Here is a 16,886-nt window from a genome sequence, read left to right on the forward strand (position 1 = left end):
AACTCCATCATTCGGCAAAGCGGCGGCGGCAGCCGTCAGGCGGGGACTTCGTGAAGGTGGCAGGCGGCGAGATGGCCCGAAGCGATCTCTCGCAGCTTCGGCCTCTCGGCTCGACAGCGTTCGAACGCGAACGGACAACGTGGATGAAACGTGCAGCCCGGCACGGTGTCGATTTGGCTCGGCAGCTCGCCGGTAACGACCGCGGCGCGGGCCTTGTTCGACTTGATGCGAGGGATCGCCGCAAGCAGCGCCTGCGTGTAGGGATGCCGGGGAGCGGTGTACAGTTCGTGCCTGGGCGCGATCTCGACGATGCTGCCGGCATACATCACCGCCACCCGCGCTGAAATGCTGCGGACCACCGCGAGATCATGAGCGATGAAGAGATAGCTGAGGCCGAGCCGCTCCTGGAGGTCGAGCAGCAGGTTGACGATTTGAGCCTGCATCGACACGTCGAGCGACGATACCGGTTCGTCGCAGACGATGAATTCCGGCTTCAGCGCCAACGCTCGCGCGATGCCGATGCGTTGGCGTTGGCCGCCGGAAAATTCATGGGGGAAACGGTCGCCACACGACCGCGGCAGACCGACCATTTCCAGCAGTTCGCGGACGCGATCATTGCGGGCGGCGCGCGACAGACCGCCCGCGACGTCGAGCGGCTCCGCGATCGCGTCCTGCGCGCGCATGCGGGGATTGAGAGAATTTTGCGGGTCTTGAAACACGAATTGCAGCCGTCGGCGCACTGTCCTGAGCGCGGCCTTGCCGCTCGCCGAAGAAATCTCCTGGCCGAACAGCTTGATCGATCCGCTGGTCGCGGCCTCGAGCCCCACCAGAATACGTCCCGTGGTGGACTTCCCCGAGCCGGACTCCCCGACCAGGCCGAGTGTCTCACCTTGCCCGACATCGAAATTGACACTATCGACGGCGCGCAACGACGCACCCCGCGCCGCAAAGGTCTTCACCAACTCGCGCACGGCGACGATGGGTACTCCACTCATGCGGTTCTTCCCGCGGCGATGCGCGGCGGACAACGCGCGAAATGGTCGGCGCCGGCATCGACCAGCGCCGGCGGCTTCGTCAGGCAGGACTTGATCGCCTCGCTGCAGCGCGGATTGAACCGGCATCCCGCGATCAACGTCGACGGATCCGGAATATTTCCGGGAATCGTGGCGAGCCGGCGTACGTCCGCGTCGGGATCGGGCACGGCGCGGATGAGGCCTTCGGTGTAAGGATGCATCGGCCGTTCGAACAGGGCAGGGACGGCAGCGGATTCAACAACTCGCCCGGCATACATGACAACGACACGCTGCGCGAACTCCGCGACCACGCCGAGATCATGGGTGATCAGAATCACCGACATGCCGATCTCACGCTGCAACTCGCGCAGCAATTCGAGGATCTGGGATTGAATGGTGACGTCGAGGGCGGTGGTCGGTTCGTCTGCGATCAGGAGTTTGGGGCGGCACGCCACTGCGATGGCGATCATGACACGCTGGCGCATGCCGCCGGAAAGCCGATGGGGGTAATCATCGATGCGGCGCGACGCGTCGGAAATCCGCACCATCTCCAGCAGCTCGATGGCCTGACGACGGGCAGCCCGCGCCGAGAGGCCCTGATGCTGGCGCAGCGGCTCCATGATCTGGTCGGCGATGCTCAGGACCGGATTGAGCGAGGACATCGGATCCTGGAAGATCATGGCGATCTCCCCGCCGCGAACCTGGCGCAGCCTGCGTTGCGAAACGGTCAGCAGGTCATGTCCGCCGTAGCGGATCGTTCCCGATGCGTAACGTGTGTTGGCACGGCCATGCAGCTTGAGAATCGAAAGGGCGCTGACGCTCTTGCCGCTGCCGGACTCACCGACGATGCCGAGGCATTCGCCGGCGCGAACGGCAAAGTCCACGCCTTCGACGGCATTCACCCAGCCGGCGTCGCCGCGGAACTGGACCGTGAGGTTCTCGACACTCAGGAGGGTTTGATGCGCCATTCAGGTCTCGATCTTCAAGCGCGGATCGAACACGTCGCGCAGCCCGTCGCCGAGCAGATTCATGCCGAGCGCAGCGAGGCTGACCGCGAGACCGGGAAACAGCATCACCCACCATGCCTCGACCGAGTAGTCGCGCCCTTCCGCGATGATGTTGCCCCAGCTCGGGGCCGGCGGCGGCGGGCCGATGCCGAGAAAGCTGAGCGTCGCTTCCGCAACGATGGCATAGGCAAAGATGAAGGTCAGCTGGACGATCAGCGGTCCGAGGCAATTGGGCAGCACGTGCTTGACGATGATGTGCGCGTCGCCGGCACCGCTCACCCGCGCGGCCTGCAGATATTCCATCTCGCGAATGACCAGCACCGAGGCACGGACGATGCGCGCTGTCCGCGGCACATAGGCGACTGCCAGCGCCACCACGATGCTGCTGGCTTGCGCGCCGAGCGCCGCGCCGATACCGATCGCCAGCAGGATCGCCGGGAATGCCATCAGCGCGTCCATCAACCGCATGACGTACGGATCGATCGCGCGAAAATATCCCGCCAGGACACCGATCATGGCGCCGAACACGCCCGAGAGCAGGGCCACCGAAAACCCGATCGACAGAGACAGCCGGCCGCCATAGAGCACACGCGTGAGGATGTCCCGCCCATATTGATCGCTGCCGAACGGGAAGCGCGCCGACGGCGGCTTGAACCGGTAGCGAATGCTCATTGCCGTCGGGTCGGTGCCGGTCAGCAGCGGCCCGATGATCGCGCAAAGCACCAGAACGGTCACGACCACCAGTCCGATCTTGAACGACCGGTGAGCAGCGAGCTTGCGCAGGACTCGAAATCGCCGGCGTTCCGCCAGTATCTGCGTGGATGGCGCAACGAGCCCGACGTCAGTCATAGCGCACCCGCGGGTCGACCAGGGTGTAGACGATATCCACGGCAACGTTGATCAGCACGAAGGCGAAGCCGAACAACAGCATGGTGCCCTGGATCAGCGGGTAGTCGCGGGCCATGATCCCCTGCACCACGAGCCGGCCGATGCCCGGCAACGCAAATACCTGTTCCACGACGACCGAACCTCCGATCAGGAGACTCAGGATGATGCCGCTGACCGTCACGACGGCAACCAGAGCATTGCGGAAGCCGTGCTTGCCGACGGTTCGCCACTCGCTGACGCCCTTGGCGCGCGCCGTCCGGATGAAATCCTGCTCGAGCACATCGAGCATCGCCGAGCGTGTCATGCGCGCCAGGAAGCCGATCTGAAACAGGCTGAGCACCATGGCGGGCTGGATCAGCGAGGCGAACCAGGCGCCGGGGCCTGCCGTCAGCAACGGCGCGTAGCCAGCGGACGGTACCCATCCGAGCTTTACGCTGAACAAGATGACCGACACGATTGCGATCCAGAAACTCGGGGCCGAAACCCCGATCAGCGCGATCGCCATGACACCCGCATCGATCCAGCTGCTCCGGAAATAGGCGGCCAGGATGCCGAGTGCGATCCCGATCGGCAAGGTGATGGCGAGCGACAGGGCGGCGAGCGACAACGTCACCGGCAAGCGCTCCCCGACCGCGGAGAGCACGGTCTGGTTCAGCATCAGCGAACTGCCGAACTTGCCCTGTGCCAGGTTGAGGAACCAGGACAGCAGTTGCCGCCAGATCGACTGGTCGAGGCCGAGTTCACGACGAATCCGTTCAACCGCCGCTGGCGCGGCATCGGCTCCGGCGATCACGACCGCAGGGTCTCCCGGCAGAAGGTGCATCAGGATGAAAGACAGCACTGCAACCAGCAGCAGGACCGGTATGGATTGCATGAGACGGACGCTGATCGTGCGAAACATGAGATACCCGATACGACGCTTTTTGCTCCTGCCCAGCCAGCCGTTTTGCGACGACGCTACTTCAGCCAGACGTCCCAGAAATGAACGATATAATAGGGCATGAAGTTCACGACCTTGGCGGCGTTGTAGCTTCGCATCGTGCCCATGTCGGCGATCTTGATCATGTAGGCTTGCTCCAGCACGCGCTTCTCGATATCGGCCCAGGCAGAGATGCGCTTTTGCGGGTCGAGCGAGGCGTAGAACGCGTCATAGGCAGCGTCGAGAACATGGTCGTCCTTGACGTGCGGAAAGGTGTAGAACATCACTTTCCATTGTTGCGGACCGAGCAGCGGATTCGAGCAATAGCCGGTGGTGGACACATTCCAGACCCCGGTGCCGCGCTGCATGTTGCTCGCGTTGGTGGTCCAGTCGACGATGTCGACCGCGACGTTGAAGCCGGCGTCTTTCATTTGCTCGGACAAGACCAGGATGGCGTCGCGGAAGTTCGGATAGTTGGAGTTCGTCTGGAGCACGATTTTCTCGCCGTTGTATCCGGCCTGCTTCAGCAGCGCCTTGGCTTTGGCCGGGTTACGCTGGTCGTAGTAGGGCTTCATCGCATCGCCCTGATAGTAAGGGCTCGACGCGTAGACCAATGAATGGCCGGGCCGCGAGATCTGTCCCATGGCGCCGGTGATATCATCGACATTGACCACCGCCTCGATCGCCTGGCGAACCAGCGGATTGGTGGTCGGCGCCGCCTGCGTGTTCACCACGAACACCTGCATGCAATAGGGGAAAATCTGCTGCGTCGTGATATTGGCTTGGCCGTCGAAGCGCTTGGCGAGGTCGCGGGGGACGTCGCCGATGACGTCGGCGTTGCCGGTCTGCAAGGCGGCGACGCGGGCGTTCGCCTCGGGCACAAAATTATAGCGGACCTGGTCGAGATAGGCGGTGCGCCGCCCGGCCAGACCATCCGGCCCGGGCGAGCTCTCGTCGGGCACATAGCCGTCGAAGCGCTTGATGACGAGATGGCTGTCCTTCACCCACTCGCCAAGCATGAACGGACCGGTTCCGATGATGTCGATCTCGCGCGCCGCCTTGTCCTTCTGCTCGGCCGGCAAGATCTCGAACGGATAGACCGGCGACTTCAGCACGTCGACGAACACGGCGTTCGGCTTCTTCAACCGGATCACGAAGCCGTAGGGATCGGGTGCCTCGAAGCCGTCGACATCGGCGAGCACGGAGGCGTTGGGACTGACCTTGCGATAGCGCTCGAACGACGCCAGCACATCGGCCGACGTCATCTCCTTGCCATTATGGAATTTCACGCCCTTGCGCAGTGTGAAGGTGAACACTGTGGCATCGGCACTGGTCTCGATTTTCGAAGCGAGCACGGGCTTGGCGTTATAGTTATTGTCGATCGCAACCAGTGGCTCGAACAAGTGGTGAATGACTTCGAGTTCGACCAGGCTCGAGGCGACATGAGGATCGAGCGTGCCCGGGCCCGAGAGATAGGCATAGACGAGGCTGCCGCCGCGGGTGGGTTCAGCGGCATGGAGCGGGGTCGCAAGCGCGCCCAGCAGGGCAATCGATCGGCCCAACGCGGTGATCATACGAAACATGGCCGAAAAGCTTGTCATTACAACTGCCTTCCTGTTGAGCTCGCGTCTCAGTCGTCATTTACCCGCATGAATGCTCCCGCTGCATTCACTGGACCATTGTCGCGGACTGGCGTCGGTCGGCTGAAGCGGCGACCTGCTTGAGGGCTCCATCGGTCGCCTCGAGGACTCGATCGATGTCGTCGGCCTGATGCGCCGCGGACAGAAACATGTTGTGCCAGGGATGCATGTAGACGCCGCGCCGCAGCGCCTCCTGCACGAAACGATGGCCGAGCACGAAATCCGGATCGTCCTCGAACATGATCATCGGCATCTGGACTGGTCCGGTCTGCCGCAATCGTACATCGTGCAACCGTGCCTGCGCCTCGAGCCCATCGCGTAGCCGACGGCCCATGACTTCCATCGTCGCGACCGCGCCGGTCGCACGCAGCTTCTTGATGGTGGCAACCGCTGCCGCCATCGGTACAGCCGAACACCAGAAGGAGCCGGTGACATAAACCTGTTGCGCGGCGTCGCGAAAGCGATCGGCGCCGGTCACCGCTGCAAGCGGATGACCGTTGGCGATCGCCTTGCTCCAGGCGCACAAATCGGGCCGGATGCCGTAAGGCTCCCAGCTGCCGCCGATGTGGAGGCGAAAGCCTGCCCTGACGTCGTCGAGAATCAGCGCCGCACCAGCCGCGTCGCAGATTCGCCGCACCGCTTGCGCGAAGGCAAGCGTCGGCGCCTCCTGATGGCGTCTCACATCATGCTTGAACGCCGTCACCAGCACTGCCGCGAGGTCGCGACCCGCCTCGTCGGCGGCGCGCTCCAGGCTCGCAATGTCGTTATAGTCAAAGTGAAGGATGTGGGCCCGATCTTCCGCGGTGACGCCGGCCAGCGAAGGCGTGCACCACGGCGCAGCGCCATGATAGGAGCCCTTCGCCACCAGCACCTTGCGCCGCTGCTTGGCCGCACGCGCAATGGTCACGCAGGCCGTCGTCGCATCGGTGCCGTTCTTGGCGAACAGCACCCAGTCGGCGTGCGGAATGGTCTCGACAACGAGCTCCGCGAGTTCGACCTGGCATTCGGCCGGCCCGGTCATCAGATCGCCGCGGCTGCGCTGCGCCGCGGCTGCGGCCTCCACATCCGGATCGCTGTAACCGAGCACGATCGGTCCGTAGCCGCACATCAGGTCGACATATTCCGTGCCCGCCACATCCCGGAGGCGGCAGCCGCTGGCGCTGCGAAAAAACTGCGGATAGCCGGGAGGCAGCCGAGCGACGTTCATGTGGCCCCACATGCCGCCGGGAATGACCTTCAGGGCTCGTGCCCGCAACGCCTCGTCCTGCGACAGGAGCCCGGATGCGGTGTCATCAGGTGCCATGGCAAGTCCCTCGTGTCGGACGGCCGCGCCGTTGCGACGCCAACATAATATATGATATATCATAGCTGCGAAGACCCTTTCTCGCCTTTTGATCTTGCAAAGACCGCAGGCAGACGTGCGGGCCACGCATAGAGATCGGTCGCCTCTCGACTGGAAAGCAGGTCCACTCGATGTCCAACGATGCTGTCGGTCTGGTCGGCCGCGACAACCTGACGGCCCGCGTGTTTGGGGAATTGCGGCTTGCCTTGATGGAGGGACGATTCCGCCCCGGCCATCGCTTCAAGATCCGCGAGCTCGCCGAAACGATGGGCGTCTCGGAAACGCCGATCCGCGAAGCGCTGATGCAGTTGGTGCGCGCGCGGGTGCTTGACATGCAGGCAAGCCGCTCGATCGAGGTCGCCCGCCTGAGCGCAGCGCAGTACGAGGAACTACGCGGTATCCGGATTTTGCTGGAAGGACTGGCTGCCGAACGCGCAACCACCCGGATATCCAAGGCTGATATCGCCAATCTCAAGAAGTATCATCAGGCGCTGGTCGCGGCAGAACGCGGCAGGCGCTGGCGCGAGGCCGTCCAGGTGAACTGGCAATTCCACCACACGCTCTACAAGGCGGCCGACGCACCCGAACTGCTCGAGATGATCGAGACGATCTGGCTTCGCAACGGCCCTCTGCTCAACATGCTGTATCCGCATGCGACACCGACCTATCCGGGACGGCATCAGCACCTCAACGTACTTGACGGTTTGACCGCGAGAAATCCCGAGGCCGTGAAGCAGTCGATCCAGGCCGATCTGTTGGAGGGAGGCGCCAGATTGCTGCAACTGCTCCAGGATATCGAAACCGGTGCGACGCCGTCGGAGTTGGATGCCGCAGTGACATAGTCAGCGCGCGACACTGCCTCGAACGAGCCGGCGGGCCAGTTCAGCGTGCGTCACCGATCGTTTCGCCGCGCGGCCACTATGATCCGATCCAGAATTTCGTCGAGGATCGGCATCGATGTTGCGAAATTGAGCCTGACAAATTGCGGACTACCGGGGTCAAAAGTTTCGCCGGCGCTGAATCCGATACGGGCGTTGTTCAGGAAGAATTGATGCGCCGCTGATGACAGGCGGAGTTCGCGGCAGTCGAGCCAAGTCAGGTAAGTCGCTTCCGGGGCATGGAAGCGGATCTCAGGCACTTCGGCCGCGAGCACATCCACAACTCTGTTCCGAGCCTTGTGAAGGTGATCCATCACGGCATCAAGCCAGGGCTGCCCCTCGGTCCAGGCAGCCACAGTTGCGTCGGCGCCGATGACATTGGCCTGACCTGTCAAGCGGAGCGGGATACGGCTGTGAAACCGCTTGCGCAGGTCCTCGCTGCCGAAAGCGATGACCGCGCAGCGCAGGCCGGGAATGTTGAAGCTCTTGGTCGCCGAATTGAGAGTCACGGTGCGCGCGGCGATCTCAGGTCCAAGCGAGGCAAACGGAATGTGCTGATATCCCGGATAGACGAGATCGGAATGGATCTCGTCGGAAATAACGATCAGATCATGGTCGATGGCGAACGTGGCTAATGCCAGCAGCTCATCCCGGGAAAACACCCGCCCCGTCGGGTTCTGCGGATTGCACAGCACGAAGATGCGGGTTCGTTGGTCAACCAGCGCCTTCAGTTCGTCCATGTCGAAGACGTAGCGGGTCCCGTCGTCGCGCATCGGCAGCGTCAGGAGCCGGCGCTCCGTCGTGCTGATGGCGTCGCGAAACGGCGGATAGTTCGGGACCTGGAGGACAACACCATCGCCGGGGTCTGAGAACGCCAGGATCGGTGCGTAGGTGCCCTGCACCAGGTCCGCCAGCGGCAGCACGAGATCGGGCGAGAGCTCCCAGCCGTAGCGGGACTGCATCCGGTTGGCGAAGGCTGAGGCGACGAGCCGGTCCGGTTTCTGGCCGTCGCGTAGCGGATAGCCGTAGTCGCCATCCCGGACGATGCGCTCGATTGCTGCCTGTATCGGAGCGGCGACGGCAAAGTCCATGTCCGCGACGAAGGCAGGCAGGACGTCGGCGTCGTATTGGTTCCACTTGGCGTTACGGCGCGCCTGTAGCGCAGGCTGCGATAGTTCGAAGCTGATCGTCTCTCGGCTGTTCATGATCTCTGTCCGCGGCGCTTTCATTGGGTCGGCGATGTGAATAGGTTACGCGAGATGGTAGGCGACCGCATTGCCGTCGGCGAGCTTGTTCGGCGCTGTTGTCTATTTGCGTTCGATCAGCGCCGCCCGTCGTCAATCATTCCGTCCGACAATCACCAGCCTCCTGCACAGTTTTGCTACAGATCGGCATGTTTTGCGGCAGGCTTCGCTGCAACAACGCGCTTGACATCGTATTTGATCTCAACGACCGTATGGTGCAAGCGTAGGGCAACACGGCCCATCGACGCGATGAGTTCAACCATTTCCAACACCACGCTTTCATCGCGTGTTCGGTTGGCGGCGAGGGCGCCCTCGGCTTCACAGCCGACGGGCGCTTTTTTGTTTTGGATCGGGTGATGACGCAGAAGCGGTATCGAATTGGCGTGATGTTCTCGACGACGGGCTCCTACAGCGTCGTCGCGCGCTCGATCCTCAACGGCGCGTTGCTGGCGTTCCAGGAGGTCAATGCGAGTGGTACCGACGTTGCGCTGGAGCCAGTCGTGGTCAACCCGTCCGGCGACCTTGCGCGCTATCGTTCGCTCAGCCTCGACCTTCTCGGTTCCGGCATCCGGCACGTGGTCGGCTGCTACACCTCGTCGAGCCGCAAGGAGGTGATCCCGTGCTTCGAGAAGTTCGATGGATTGTTGTGGTATCCGTCTCACTACGAGGGTTTCGAGAGCTCCGATAACGTCATCTACACCGGCGCAGCACCGAACCAGCACGTGCTGCCGTTGGTCGATTATCTGGCGTCCCGCGTCGGCTCGCGTGCGTTCTGTGTCGGATCCAACTACATCTGGGCCTGGGAAAACAACCGCATCTTTCGCGAGGCATTGATCGCTCGCGGCGGCGCCGTGCTCGCCGAGCGCTATCTCCCGGTCGGTGATACCGAGGTCGACCAGGTGATCGCGGCCATCATCGACCAGCGTCCCGACTTCGTCTTCAACAATCTGATCGGCACCAGTGCCTATGCTTTCTTCCGCGCGTTCCGGGCCGCTTGCCGCGCCCGCGGTATCGATCAGGCATCCGAAATTCCGGTCGCGAGCTGCACGCTGTCGGAACCGGAATTGCCCGAGATCGGGCTGGACGCCGTCGACGGACATCTGTCCTCAAGCGTCTATTTCTCTTCGCTGAATTCCCCGGAGAATGCCGCGTTTATTCGCGCCTATATGGCATCCTTTCCGGACGGACCGGTCTCGTCGGCAGATGCTGAATCCTCTTACATCGCCGTCAAGCTGCTCGCAGCGGCATTGTCACAGGCCGGCACTGACGACGCCCGCACGGTGCGCGCCGCCGTGGCCGATCAGCGGTTGCGCGCCCCGCAAGGAGAGGTCCGCATCGACCGGCAGACCTTTCACGCTTGGCTCACGCCGCGGATCGGCCGCTCGGCTGCCAACGGGCAGTTCGAGGTGCTACTGGAATCCCGCGAACCGATCGCGCCCGATCCTTACCTTATTCAGTCGTCGCCGCGCTTTGCCAGCGCGATGCGCTCTCCGCTGTTGAAGGTGGTGCAATCATGAGCTCCCGACTGCTACAGAATTTCAAGGGCGGCCGCGCCATCGTCGTCACCCGGCGAGGGGGATGGGAGAGCGCGCTCGAAACGACGCTCGCCAAGCTCGGCGTCTCCACCGAATATCCGGAAATTATCGACGGCCGCGCGCAGATCGACGTCGCTGGCCTCCAGGCCGATCGTGACATTCTGTTCGTCGACGGCGATCTCGAAGGCGCGGTCGCGATCGAAGTCAATCCGGCCTCGCGGCTGCCTCCGGTGCCGGTGATCGGCCTCGTCGGCGTCGAGGCGCCAAGCCGGCTCAAGGCGCTCGTCAATCTCGGCGCCACCTCGTTTCTGCGCAAGCCGGTGCATGGCGGCGCGGTCTATACGTCGCTCTTCATGGGCATCAACCAGTTCCTGCTGCGCGCCGAGATGTATGAGCGCTTGCAGGGCCTCGAGGAACGCCGCCGCGGCCGCCGCGCGGTGATCCGGGCCGTCATCCTGCTGATGCAGCAGGACGGCCTCGACGAGGAGGGTGCCTATTCCCGGCTCCGTCGCGAAAGCATGCGCGCGCGGCAGAACATGGAACTCTATTGCGAGGAGTTTCTGAGCAAGCGGGCGAAGCCGCCCGATACGACCGGCCGCACGACCGGCATCATGCTGCAAGGCGGCGACAAGCAAGCCATCTAGGAGAAGCAAAATGAGCAAGTCTGTATTGCGGGGGCTGCGTGCCGCAGCCCTCACGGGGACGCTTGTCCTCGGATCACACCTCGGATCACCCTCGGCACTCGCGGCGGAAAATCCGATCAAGCTCGGCGTGCTGGAGGATCAGTCCGGCGACTTCGCGGCCGCCACCATCGGCAAGGTCCACGCCATCCAGCTCGCCGCCGACGAGATCAACAAGGCCGGCGGTATCATGGGCCGGCCGATCGAGCTCGTTCCCTACGACACACAGTCCGACAACACACGCTACCAGGAGTTCATGCGCCGTGTGCTCCAGCGCGACAAGGTCGACGTCGTCTTCGCGGGCTTCTCGTCGGCCTCGCGCGAGGCCTATCGCCCGATCGTCGACCAGTTCAACGGCTTCGCCTTCTACAACAACCAGTATGAAGGTGGCGTCTGCGACGGCCACATGATCGTCACCGGCGCGGTGCCGGAGCAGCAGTTCTCCACGCTCATTCCCTACATGATGGAGAAGTACGGCAAGAACGTCTACACGCTCGCGGCCGACTACAATTTCGGCCAGATCTCGGCGGAGTGGGTGCGCAAAATCGTCAAGGAGAACGGCGGCAAGATGGCCGGCGAGGAGTTCATTCCCCTCGGCGTGTCGCAGTTCTCCCAGAGCATCCAGAACATCCAGAAGGCCAAGCCCGACTTCGTCGTCACGCTGCTGGTTGGCACCGCGCAGGCCTCCTATTATGAGCAGGCGGCTTCCGCCAACGTCAACCTGCCGATGGCATCCTCCGTCAACGTCGGCCAGGGCTACGAGCACAAGCGCTTCAAGCCGCCGAGCCTGAAGGACATGTACGTCACCACCAACTACATCGAGGAGATCGACTCGCCGAAGAGCAAGGAGTTCTACGCCAAGTTCAAGGCGAAGTTCCCGAGCGAGCCGTATGTGAACCAAGAGGCGGAAAACTCCTATCTCGCCGTCTATCTCTACAAGCAGATGGTGGAGCGGGCGAAGTCGACCAAACGCGAGGACATCCGCAAGGTGATCGCGATGGGCGATGTCTGCATGGATGCGCCTGAGGGCAAGGTCTGTATCGACCCGAAGAGCCAGCACATGTCGCACACGATCTATCTTGCCAAGGTCGGTGCCGATCACTCGATTTCCTTCCCGAAGACCTGGGAGGACATCAAGCCCTATTGGCTCGGTGAAGCCGGCTGCGATCTCACCAAGAAAGATCCGATGGCCCAGTACACGCCGTCGAATCCGCCGCCGAAACCCTGACGGCGGTCGGTCGCCCCGGCGTTCCCTGCACGCCGGGGCGACTACGGCTACCCGCGACGGAGACGTCGCCCCTCTCATCGATCTGGCTGGTTCATGGACATCGCGACCCTCGTATTCTCGGCGCTCTATCAATTCGGCGACGCCTTCGCGTTCCTGGTGCTGTCGGCCTGCGGGCTCGCGGTGATCTTTGGCATGATGGGCGTGATCAATCTCGCCCATGGCGAGTTCATCATGTGCGGCGCCTATGTGACGGCTGCGACGGTGCATGCCGGCCTGCCGTTGCCGCTCGGGATACTGGCGGGCACGATTGTGTCCGCACTGGTGGGCGTCCTGGTCGAGCTTACAGTCATCCGCCATCTTTACGACCGACCGCTCGACACTATCGTCGCGACCTGGGGGCTCAGCCTGATCGCGACGCAAGGCACGCTGATCATGGTGGGCTCCACCATGGCGGGCGTCGGCACCCCGTTCGGCAGTTTCCAGGTCGGTGACTATTCCTATTCGATCTACCGCATCGTGCTGTTCTGTGCCGCGCTCGGCGTGCTGGCAGGTCTCTATGCTCTGTTCAACTGGACGCGCTTTGGGGTGCTGGCGCGCGCCACCATTCAGGTACCGCATATGGCGGCGGCGCTCGGCGTCGACACGCGGCTGATCTACAGCCTCACCTTTGCCTGCGGGGCGGGGCTCGCCGGCCTTGCCGGCGGTCTCTACGCGCCGACCATGACGCTGGTGCCGACCATGGGTGCGACCTTCATCATGGAGGCCTTCGTCACCGTGGTGATCGGCGGCGCCGACGTTTTCCTCGGCACGGCGCCTGCGGGTGGCCTGCTCGCGATCGTGAAGTCCGGAATGACGTCCTGGCAGGGTCAGTTGTTCGGCCAGATCGGTCTTTTGGTGGCCGTCATCATCGTGGTCCGGGTGCTGCCGAAGGGCATCTCCGGCTTCGTGCTGCGCGAACGCACCTGACGGAGTGATGGCGCTGTGAGCGGTTTCGTTTCCTTCTTTCGCCGTCTCGAGGGCCCGCAGACCGTCGGCCGCGGTCCGGCCTTCTGGAGCCTGTTTGCCGTCGTGATGATGATCGCGCTGGCCTATCCGCTGTTCAGCGACGGCTACACGGTCGGCAACACCGTCTACTTCTTCGTCTGGGTGTTCATCGCGCTCAGCCTCTGCCTGATCTGGGGCTATGGCGGATCGCTCTCTTTCGGCCAGACCGCGTTCTTCGGGATCGCGGGCTATGGCTACGGCGTCCTTACCCTCAATTTCGGCTCGGCCTACGGCTTCACATTGGTGGCGCTGGTGATTGCGGTGGCGATCGCCGCGCTGTTCGCGGTCCTGCTCGGCTATTTCATGTTCTTCGGCCGCATCGCCGGCGTATTCCTTGGCATCGTCACGCTCGCCGTGACCCTGATGCTGGAGCGCTTCATGGCCCAGACCGCAGGGCCCGAGTGGCACATCGGCAGCGCGCGGCTCAACGGCTTCAACGGCATGAGCGCGATGCCGCCTTTGACGATTCCGTGGCCGGGCGAACCGATCGTGCTGTTCGCCGATGTCGGGCTCTACTATTTCGTGTTTGGCCTTTTGGTCTTCGTCTATCTGGCCTTGCGCATCCTGATGAACTCGTCCTTCGGAAACGTCATCGTCGCGATCCGCGAGAACCCGGAGCGTGCGGAGATGCTGGGCTACGACGTGCGCAAGTACCAGCTCATCACCTTCGTCATCGGCGCCGCGCTCGCGGGGATATCGGGCGTGCTCTACACGGCGTGGGGCCAATACATCACGCCGTCGAGCATGGGCATGACGGCGGCGGCGCTGCCGCTGATCTGGGTCGCGGTCGGCGGCCGCAGCGACCTGACATCGACCGTGGTCGGTACGCTGGTGGTACTTGCCGCGTTCCAGGCACTCACGATCTACGGCAGCCAGTACGCGCTCATCTTCATGGGCGTGCTGCTGGTGCTGACCGTCCTCATCGCCCCGAACGGCCTCGTCCTCGGCGCAATGAACTGGCTCGGACGGCTCGCCGCGCGCCTCACCCAAAGGGTCAGCTGATGTCGTTGCTCGAGCTTCGCAAGCTGAACAAGCATTTTGGCGGCCTGCACGTCACCAACGCCGTCGACCTCACGCTGGAGGTTGGCGAGATCCATTGCCTGATCGGTCCGAACGGTGCCGGCAAGAGCACGCTGTTCCGTCTGATCCTCGGCGAGCATCATCCTGGTAGCGGCGACATCCTGTTCGCTGGGGACAATATTACCGCGCTGAAGTCGTTTGCGCGAATTCGCCGCGGCCTTTCGGTCAAGTTCCAGGTGCCGGGTGTCTTCAAGGGACTGTCTGTCCGCCAGAATCTCGAAATTGCCTTGCAGAGCCAGCATCGTGGCGCCCGGCTCGGAGAAGAGATTGAGCGGCTCCTCGTGTTCCTGGGACTTGAGAGTGAGCAGGCGCAGACCGCCGGCAATCTCAGCCACGGCCAGAAGCAGTGGCTGGAGATCGGCATGGCAATCAGCCTGAAGCCGCGCCTTCTGCTGCTTGACGAGCCGACCGCCGGCATGTCGCCGGAGGAAACCCACATGACCGGCGCGATGGTGCAGCGGCTCAATGCCGACGGCATGACCGTGCTTGCGATCGAGCACGACATGGCCTTCGTGCGCCAGGTCGCCCAGCGCGTGACCGTGTTGCATCTCGGCCAGGTCTTTGCACAGGGCACGATCGACCAGATCGTGGCCGACGAGCGTGTCGCGGCGATCTATCTGGGGCAGGCCCATGCTTGATATGCCGCGCAAGGAAGTGATCCTCTCGACGCTGGCTCTGCGCGCCGGTTATGGCGGCAAGCCTGTGCTGCAAGGCCTCGAGATCGAAGTGCGGGAAGGCGAGATCGTCGCCGTCATCGGCCGCAACGGTGTCGGCAAGTCCACGCTGATGAAGAGCCTGATCGGGCTGGTGCCTGCGATGAGCGGCTCGATCGTCTATCGCGGCGAGGCGGTGGAATCTCTCCCGGCGCACAAGCGGGCTCGCCTCGGTATGGGCTATGTGCCGCAGGGGCGCGACGTGTTTCCGCGCTTGACCGTCGGCGAGAACGTCGCGGTCGGCGCCGCGATCAAGGGGGGCGGCATCCCCGAAGCGGGCCGGCGCAAGATCGTCGAGGCGTTTCCGATTCTCGCAGAACGCTGGACCCAGCGTGCCGGCACCATGTCCGGCGGCCAGCAGCAGCAACTGGCGATCGGGCGGGTCCTGATTGCGGATCCGAGCCTCATCCTGCTGGACGAGCCGTCCGAAGGCATCCAACCCAATATCGTCCAGGATATTGCGCGCAACATGGTCGAGCTCAACCGCAGGACCGGTGTGACCATCATCCTGGTCGAGCAGAACCTCGACATGATCCGCGCCATGGCGCAGCGCTGCTACGTCATGGACAAGGGCCGCATTGTCGCAAGTCTCGACCGTTCAGCGCTCGACGACGAAGCGGAGATGCGCCGCCATCTGGCAGTCTAGAAAACGACGCCCAACCAAGGAGAAACAGTAATGGCCTGGCAAAACGATTCCATCATGGCACGCAAAGGCGTCGCCAAGGGCGAGCGCGGCAAGGAATACACGATCACCGAAACCGAGCAAGGCAAGTACCACTATGTCTACGGCCCCTATGTGAATCCGGTGCTGACGGTCGATCCCGGCGCCGTCGTCTCCGCCGAGACGCATGACGCGTTCGAGGGCGCAATCAAGCACGAGACCGATAGCCCGTCCAAGATTCTCAACTTCCCGTTCCTCAATCCGCAGAACGGTCCGATCCACGTCAACGGCGCAGAGAAGGGCGACGTGCTCGCCGTTTATATCGAACGCATCGTGCCGCGCGGACCGCAGCCGTGCGGCACCACCGTGGTCATGCCGGACTTCGGCGGCTTGGTCTCGACCGGGCAAACCGCGTTGCTCAACCCGGCGCTGCCGGAGCGGGTGAAGAAGCTCGTGATCGATCCCAAGACCGGAACCAAATGGAACGACAAGATCACGCTGCCCTATGAGCCGTTCATCGGTACCATCGGCACGTCGCCGGAGATCGAGGCGATCTCGTCGTTGGTTCCGGACTATTACGGCGGCAACATGGACCTTCCCGATGTCGGTGTCGGCGCCGTCATTTACTTGCCGGTCAACACCAAGGGTGGGCTGCTTTATCTCGGCGACTGCCATGCCGCGCAGGGCGATGGCGAGCTCTGCGGCGTCGCCATCGAGCATCCGACCGTGACCACGGTTCAGATCGATCTGATCAAGGGCTGGACCATTCCGTGGCCGCGGCTCGAGACCAAAGATTTCATCATGACCATCGGCTCGGCCCGGCCGATGGAGGACGCGGCCCGCATCGCCTATCGCGAGCTTTGCCGCTGGATGGCGGCCGACTACGGTTTTGACGAGATCGACGCTTACATGCTCCTGACCCAGGCCGGACGCGTCCGCCTCGGCAACATGGTCGATCCGAAATATACGCTCGGCGCCTCTATCAAGAAGTCTTTTCTAGTTTGAGGGCCGGTC

Annotated in this window: 17 protein-coding genes; 9 read left to right on the forward strand and 8 right to left on the reverse strand. The window is 63.1% G+C overall.

Translation table 11 applies throughout. The features are described 5' to 3' along the window. Positions 1 to 35: 35 nt before the first annotated feature. From UB31_RS17935 to UB31_RS17960, 6 genes are all read right to left on the reverse strand, one after another. A complete protein-coding gene (locus UB31_RS17935) occupies positions 36 to 995 on the reverse strand; it encodes an ABC transporter ATP-binding protein (protein ID WP_045011806.1) in 960 nt (319 codons plus the stop codon). Beyond that, complete coding sequence (locus tag UB31_RS17940) at positions 992 to 1,981, reverse strand: ABC transporter ATP-binding protein (protein WP_045011807.1); 990 nt, start codon at positions 1,979 to 1,981, stop codon at positions 992 to 994. The genes UB31_RS17935 and UB31_RS17940 overlap by 4 nt, the downstream gene beginning before the upstream one ends. Next, positions 1,982 to 2,869, reverse strand: a complete 888-nt coding sequence (locus UB31_RS17945) for an ABC transporter permease (protein ID WP_045011808.1) — start codon at positions 2,867 to 2,869, stop codon at positions 1,982 to 1,984. It abuts the gene before it with no gap. Beyond that, the gene (locus tag UB31_RS17950; RefSeq protein WP_045011809.1) at positions 2,862 to 3,809 is read right to left on the reverse strand and encodes an ABC transporter permease; all 948 of its coding nucleotides are present in this window, start codon (positions 3,807 to 3,809) and stop codon (positions 2,862 to 2,864) included. The genes UB31_RS17945 and UB31_RS17950 overlap by 8 nt, the downstream gene beginning before the upstream one ends. Before the next feature lie 56 nt (positions 3,810 to 3,865). Continuing rightward, on the reverse strand, positions 3,866 to 5,401 hold the full coding sequence (locus tag UB31_RS17955) for an ABC transporter substrate-binding protein (protein WP_045011885.1): 1,536 nt from the start codon (positions 5,399 to 5,401) through the stop codon (positions 3,866 to 3,868). A 94-nt stretch (positions 5,402 to 5,495) separates the two neighbouring features. Next, positions 5,496 to 6,770, reverse strand: a complete 1,275-nt coding sequence (locus UB31_RS17960; protein WP_045011810.1) for an aminotransferase class III-fold pyridoxal phosphate-dependent enzyme — start codon at positions 6,768 to 6,770, stop codon at positions 5,496 to 5,498. A 170-nt stretch (positions 6,771 to 6,940) separates the two neighbouring features. Between UB31_RS17960 and UB31_RS17965 the strand changes: the two genes are divergently transcribed. Next, positions 6,941 to 7,651 carry a GntR family transcriptional regulator gene (locus tag UB31_RS17965; RefSeq protein WP_045011811.1) on the forward strand — a complete coding sequence of 237 codons (711 nt, stop codon included), beginning with the start codon at positions 6,941 to 6,943 and terminating at the stop codon, positions 7,649 to 7,651. A gap of 50 nt (positions 7,652 to 7,701) precedes the next feature. Here UB31_RS17965 and UB31_RS17970 read toward each other — a convergent pair whose 3' ends face one another. Together UB31_RS17970 and UB31_RS42830 are read right to left on the reverse strand one after the other, a co-directional pair. Next, a complete protein-coding gene (locus tag UB31_RS17970; protein WP_045011886.1) occupies positions 7,702 to 8,892 on the reverse strand; it encodes a MalY/PatB family protein in 1,191 nt (396 codons plus the stop codon). A 176-nt stretch (positions 8,893 to 9,068) separates the two neighbouring features. Continuing rightward, the gene (locus UB31_RS42830) at positions 9,069 to 9,194 is read right to left on the reverse strand and encodes a hypothetical protein (protein ID WP_283806086.1); all 126 of its coding nucleotides are present in this window, start codon (positions 9,192 to 9,194) and stop codon (positions 9,069 to 9,071) included. A 93-nt stretch (positions 9,195 to 9,287) separates the two neighbouring features. On the opposite strand from UB31_RS42830, the gene UB31_RS17975 reads away from it, so the two are divergent. The 8 genes from UB31_RS17975 (at position 9,288) to UB31_RS18010 (ending at position 16,877) form a co-directional block, all read left to right on the forward strand. Further along, on the forward strand, positions 9,288 to 10,448 hold the full coding sequence (locus UB31_RS17975) for a transporter substrate-binding domain-containing protein (RefSeq protein ID WP_045011812.1): 1,161 nt from the start codon (positions 9,288 to 9,290) through the stop codon (positions 10,446 to 10,448). After that, positions 10,445 to 11,110 carry an ANTAR domain-containing response regulator gene (locus tag UB31_RS17980; RefSeq protein WP_045011813.1) on the forward strand — a complete coding sequence of 222 codons (666 nt, stop codon included), beginning with the start codon at positions 10,445 to 10,447 and terminating at the stop codon, positions 11,108 to 11,110. The genes UB31_RS17975 and UB31_RS17980 overlap by 4 nt, the downstream gene beginning before the upstream one ends. Positions 11,111 to 11,120: 10 nt before the next feature. Further along, on the forward strand, positions 11,121 to 12,374 hold the full coding sequence (locus UB31_RS17985; protein ID WP_045011814.1) for an urea ABC transporter substrate-binding protein: 1,254 nt from the start codon (positions 11,121 to 11,123) through the stop codon (positions 12,372 to 12,374). Between the two features lie 93 nt (positions 12,375 to 12,467). Beyond that, positions 12,468 to 13,340 carry an ABC transporter permease subunit gene (locus tag UB31_RS17990; protein WP_045006947.1) on the forward strand — a complete coding sequence of 291 codons (873 nt, stop codon included), beginning with the start codon at positions 12,468 to 12,470 and terminating at the stop codon, positions 13,338 to 13,340. Between the two features lie 15 nt (positions 13,341 to 13,355). Next, positions 13,356 to 14,420 carry a branched-chain amino acid ABC transporter permease gene (locus tag UB31_RS17995; RefSeq protein ID WP_045006946.1) on the forward strand — a complete coding sequence of 355 codons (1,065 nt, stop codon included), beginning with the start codon at positions 13,356 to 13,358 and terminating at the stop codon, positions 14,418 to 14,420. Next, positions 14,420 to 15,136 carry an ABC transporter ATP-binding protein gene (locus UB31_RS18000; RefSeq protein WP_045006945.1) on the forward strand — a complete coding sequence of 239 codons (717 nt, stop codon included), beginning with the start codon at positions 14,420 to 14,422 and terminating at the stop codon, positions 15,134 to 15,136. Before UB31_RS17995 ends, UB31_RS18000 begins: the two co-directional genes overlap by 1 nt. Position 15,137: 1 nt before the next feature. After that, positions 15,138 to 15,857 carry an ABC transporter ATP-binding protein gene (locus tag UB31_RS18005; RefSeq protein WP_045006944.1) on the forward strand — a complete coding sequence of 240 codons (720 nt, stop codon included), beginning with the start codon at positions 15,138 to 15,140 and terminating at the stop codon, positions 15,855 to 15,857. 30 nt (positions 15,858 to 15,887) lie between these two features. Beyond that, on the forward strand, positions 15,888 to 16,877 hold the full coding sequence (locus tag UB31_RS18010) for an acetamidase/formamidase family protein (RefSeq protein WP_045011815.1): 990 nt from the start codon (positions 15,888 to 15,890) through the stop codon (positions 16,875 to 16,877). Positions 16,878 to 16,886 lie beyond the last annotated feature (9 nt).

It is taken from the genome of Bradyrhizobium sp. LTSP849 (assembly GCF_000938255.1).
Lineage (GTDB): Bacteria > Pseudomonadota > Alphaproteobacteria > Rhizobiales > Xanthobacteraceae > Bradyrhizobium.

Coding starts and splice junctions, on each gene's coding strand:
- UB31_RS17935 (WP_045011806.1), bottom strand. CDS start 995: ATGAGTGGAGTACCCATCGTCGCCGTGCGCGAGTTGGTGAAGACCTTT.
- UB31_RS17940 (WP_045011807.1), bottom strand. CDS start 1,981: ATGGCGCATCAAACCCTCCTGAGTGTCGAGAACCTCACGGTCCAGTTC.
- UB31_RS17945 (WP_045011808.1), bottom strand. CDS start 2,869: ATGACTGACGTCGGGCTCGTTGCGCCATCCACGCAGATACTGGCGGAA.
- UB31_RS17950 (WP_045011809.1), bottom strand. CDS start 3,809: ATGTTTCGCACGATCAGCGTCCGTCTCATGCAATCCATACCGGTCCTG.
- UB31_RS17955 (WP_045011885.1), bottom strand. CDS start 5,401: ATGATCACCGCGTTGGGCCGATCGATTGCCCTGCTGGGCGCGCTTGCG.
- UB31_RS17960 (WP_045011810.1), bottom strand. CDS start 6,770: ATGGCACCTGATGACACCGCATCCGGGCTCCTGTCGCAGGACGAGGCG.
- UB31_RS17965 (WP_045011811.1), top strand. CDS start 6,941: ATGTCCAACGATGCTGTCGGTCTGGTCGGCCGCGACAACCTGACGGCC.
- UB31_RS17970 (WP_045011886.1), bottom strand. CDS start 8,892: ATGAACAGCCGAGAGACGATCAGCTTCGAACTATCGCAGCCTGCGCTA.
- UB31_RS42830 (WP_283806086.1), bottom strand. CDS start 9,194: ATGGTTGAACTCATCGCGTCGATGGGCCGTGTTGCCCTACGCTTGCAC.
- UB31_RS17975 (WP_045011812.1), top strand. CDS start 9,288: ATGACGCAGAAGCGGTATCGAATTGGCGTGATGTTCTCGACGACGGGC.
- UB31_RS17980 (WP_045011813.1), top strand. CDS start 10,445: ATGAGCTCCCGACTGCTACAGAATTTCAAGGGCGGCCGCGCCATCGTC.
- UB31_RS17985 (WP_045011814.1), top strand. CDS start 11,121: ATGAGCAAGTCTGTATTGCGGGGGCTGCGTGCCGCAGCCCTCACGGGG.
- UB31_RS17990 (WP_045006947.1), top strand. CDS start 12,468: ATGGACATCGCGACCCTCGTATTCTCGGCGCTCTATCAATTCGGCGAC.
- UB31_RS18000 (WP_045006945.1), top strand. CDS start 14,420: ATGTCGTTGCTCGAGCTTCGCAAGCTGAACAAGCATTTTGGCGGCCTG.
- UB31_RS18005 (WP_045006944.1), top strand. CDS start 15,138: ATGCCGCGCAAGGAAGTGATCCTCTCGACGCTGGCTCTGCGCGCCGGT.
- UB31_RS18010 (WP_045011815.1), top strand. CDS start 15,888: ATGGCCTGGCAAAACGATTCCATCATGGCACGCAAAGGCGTCGCCAAG.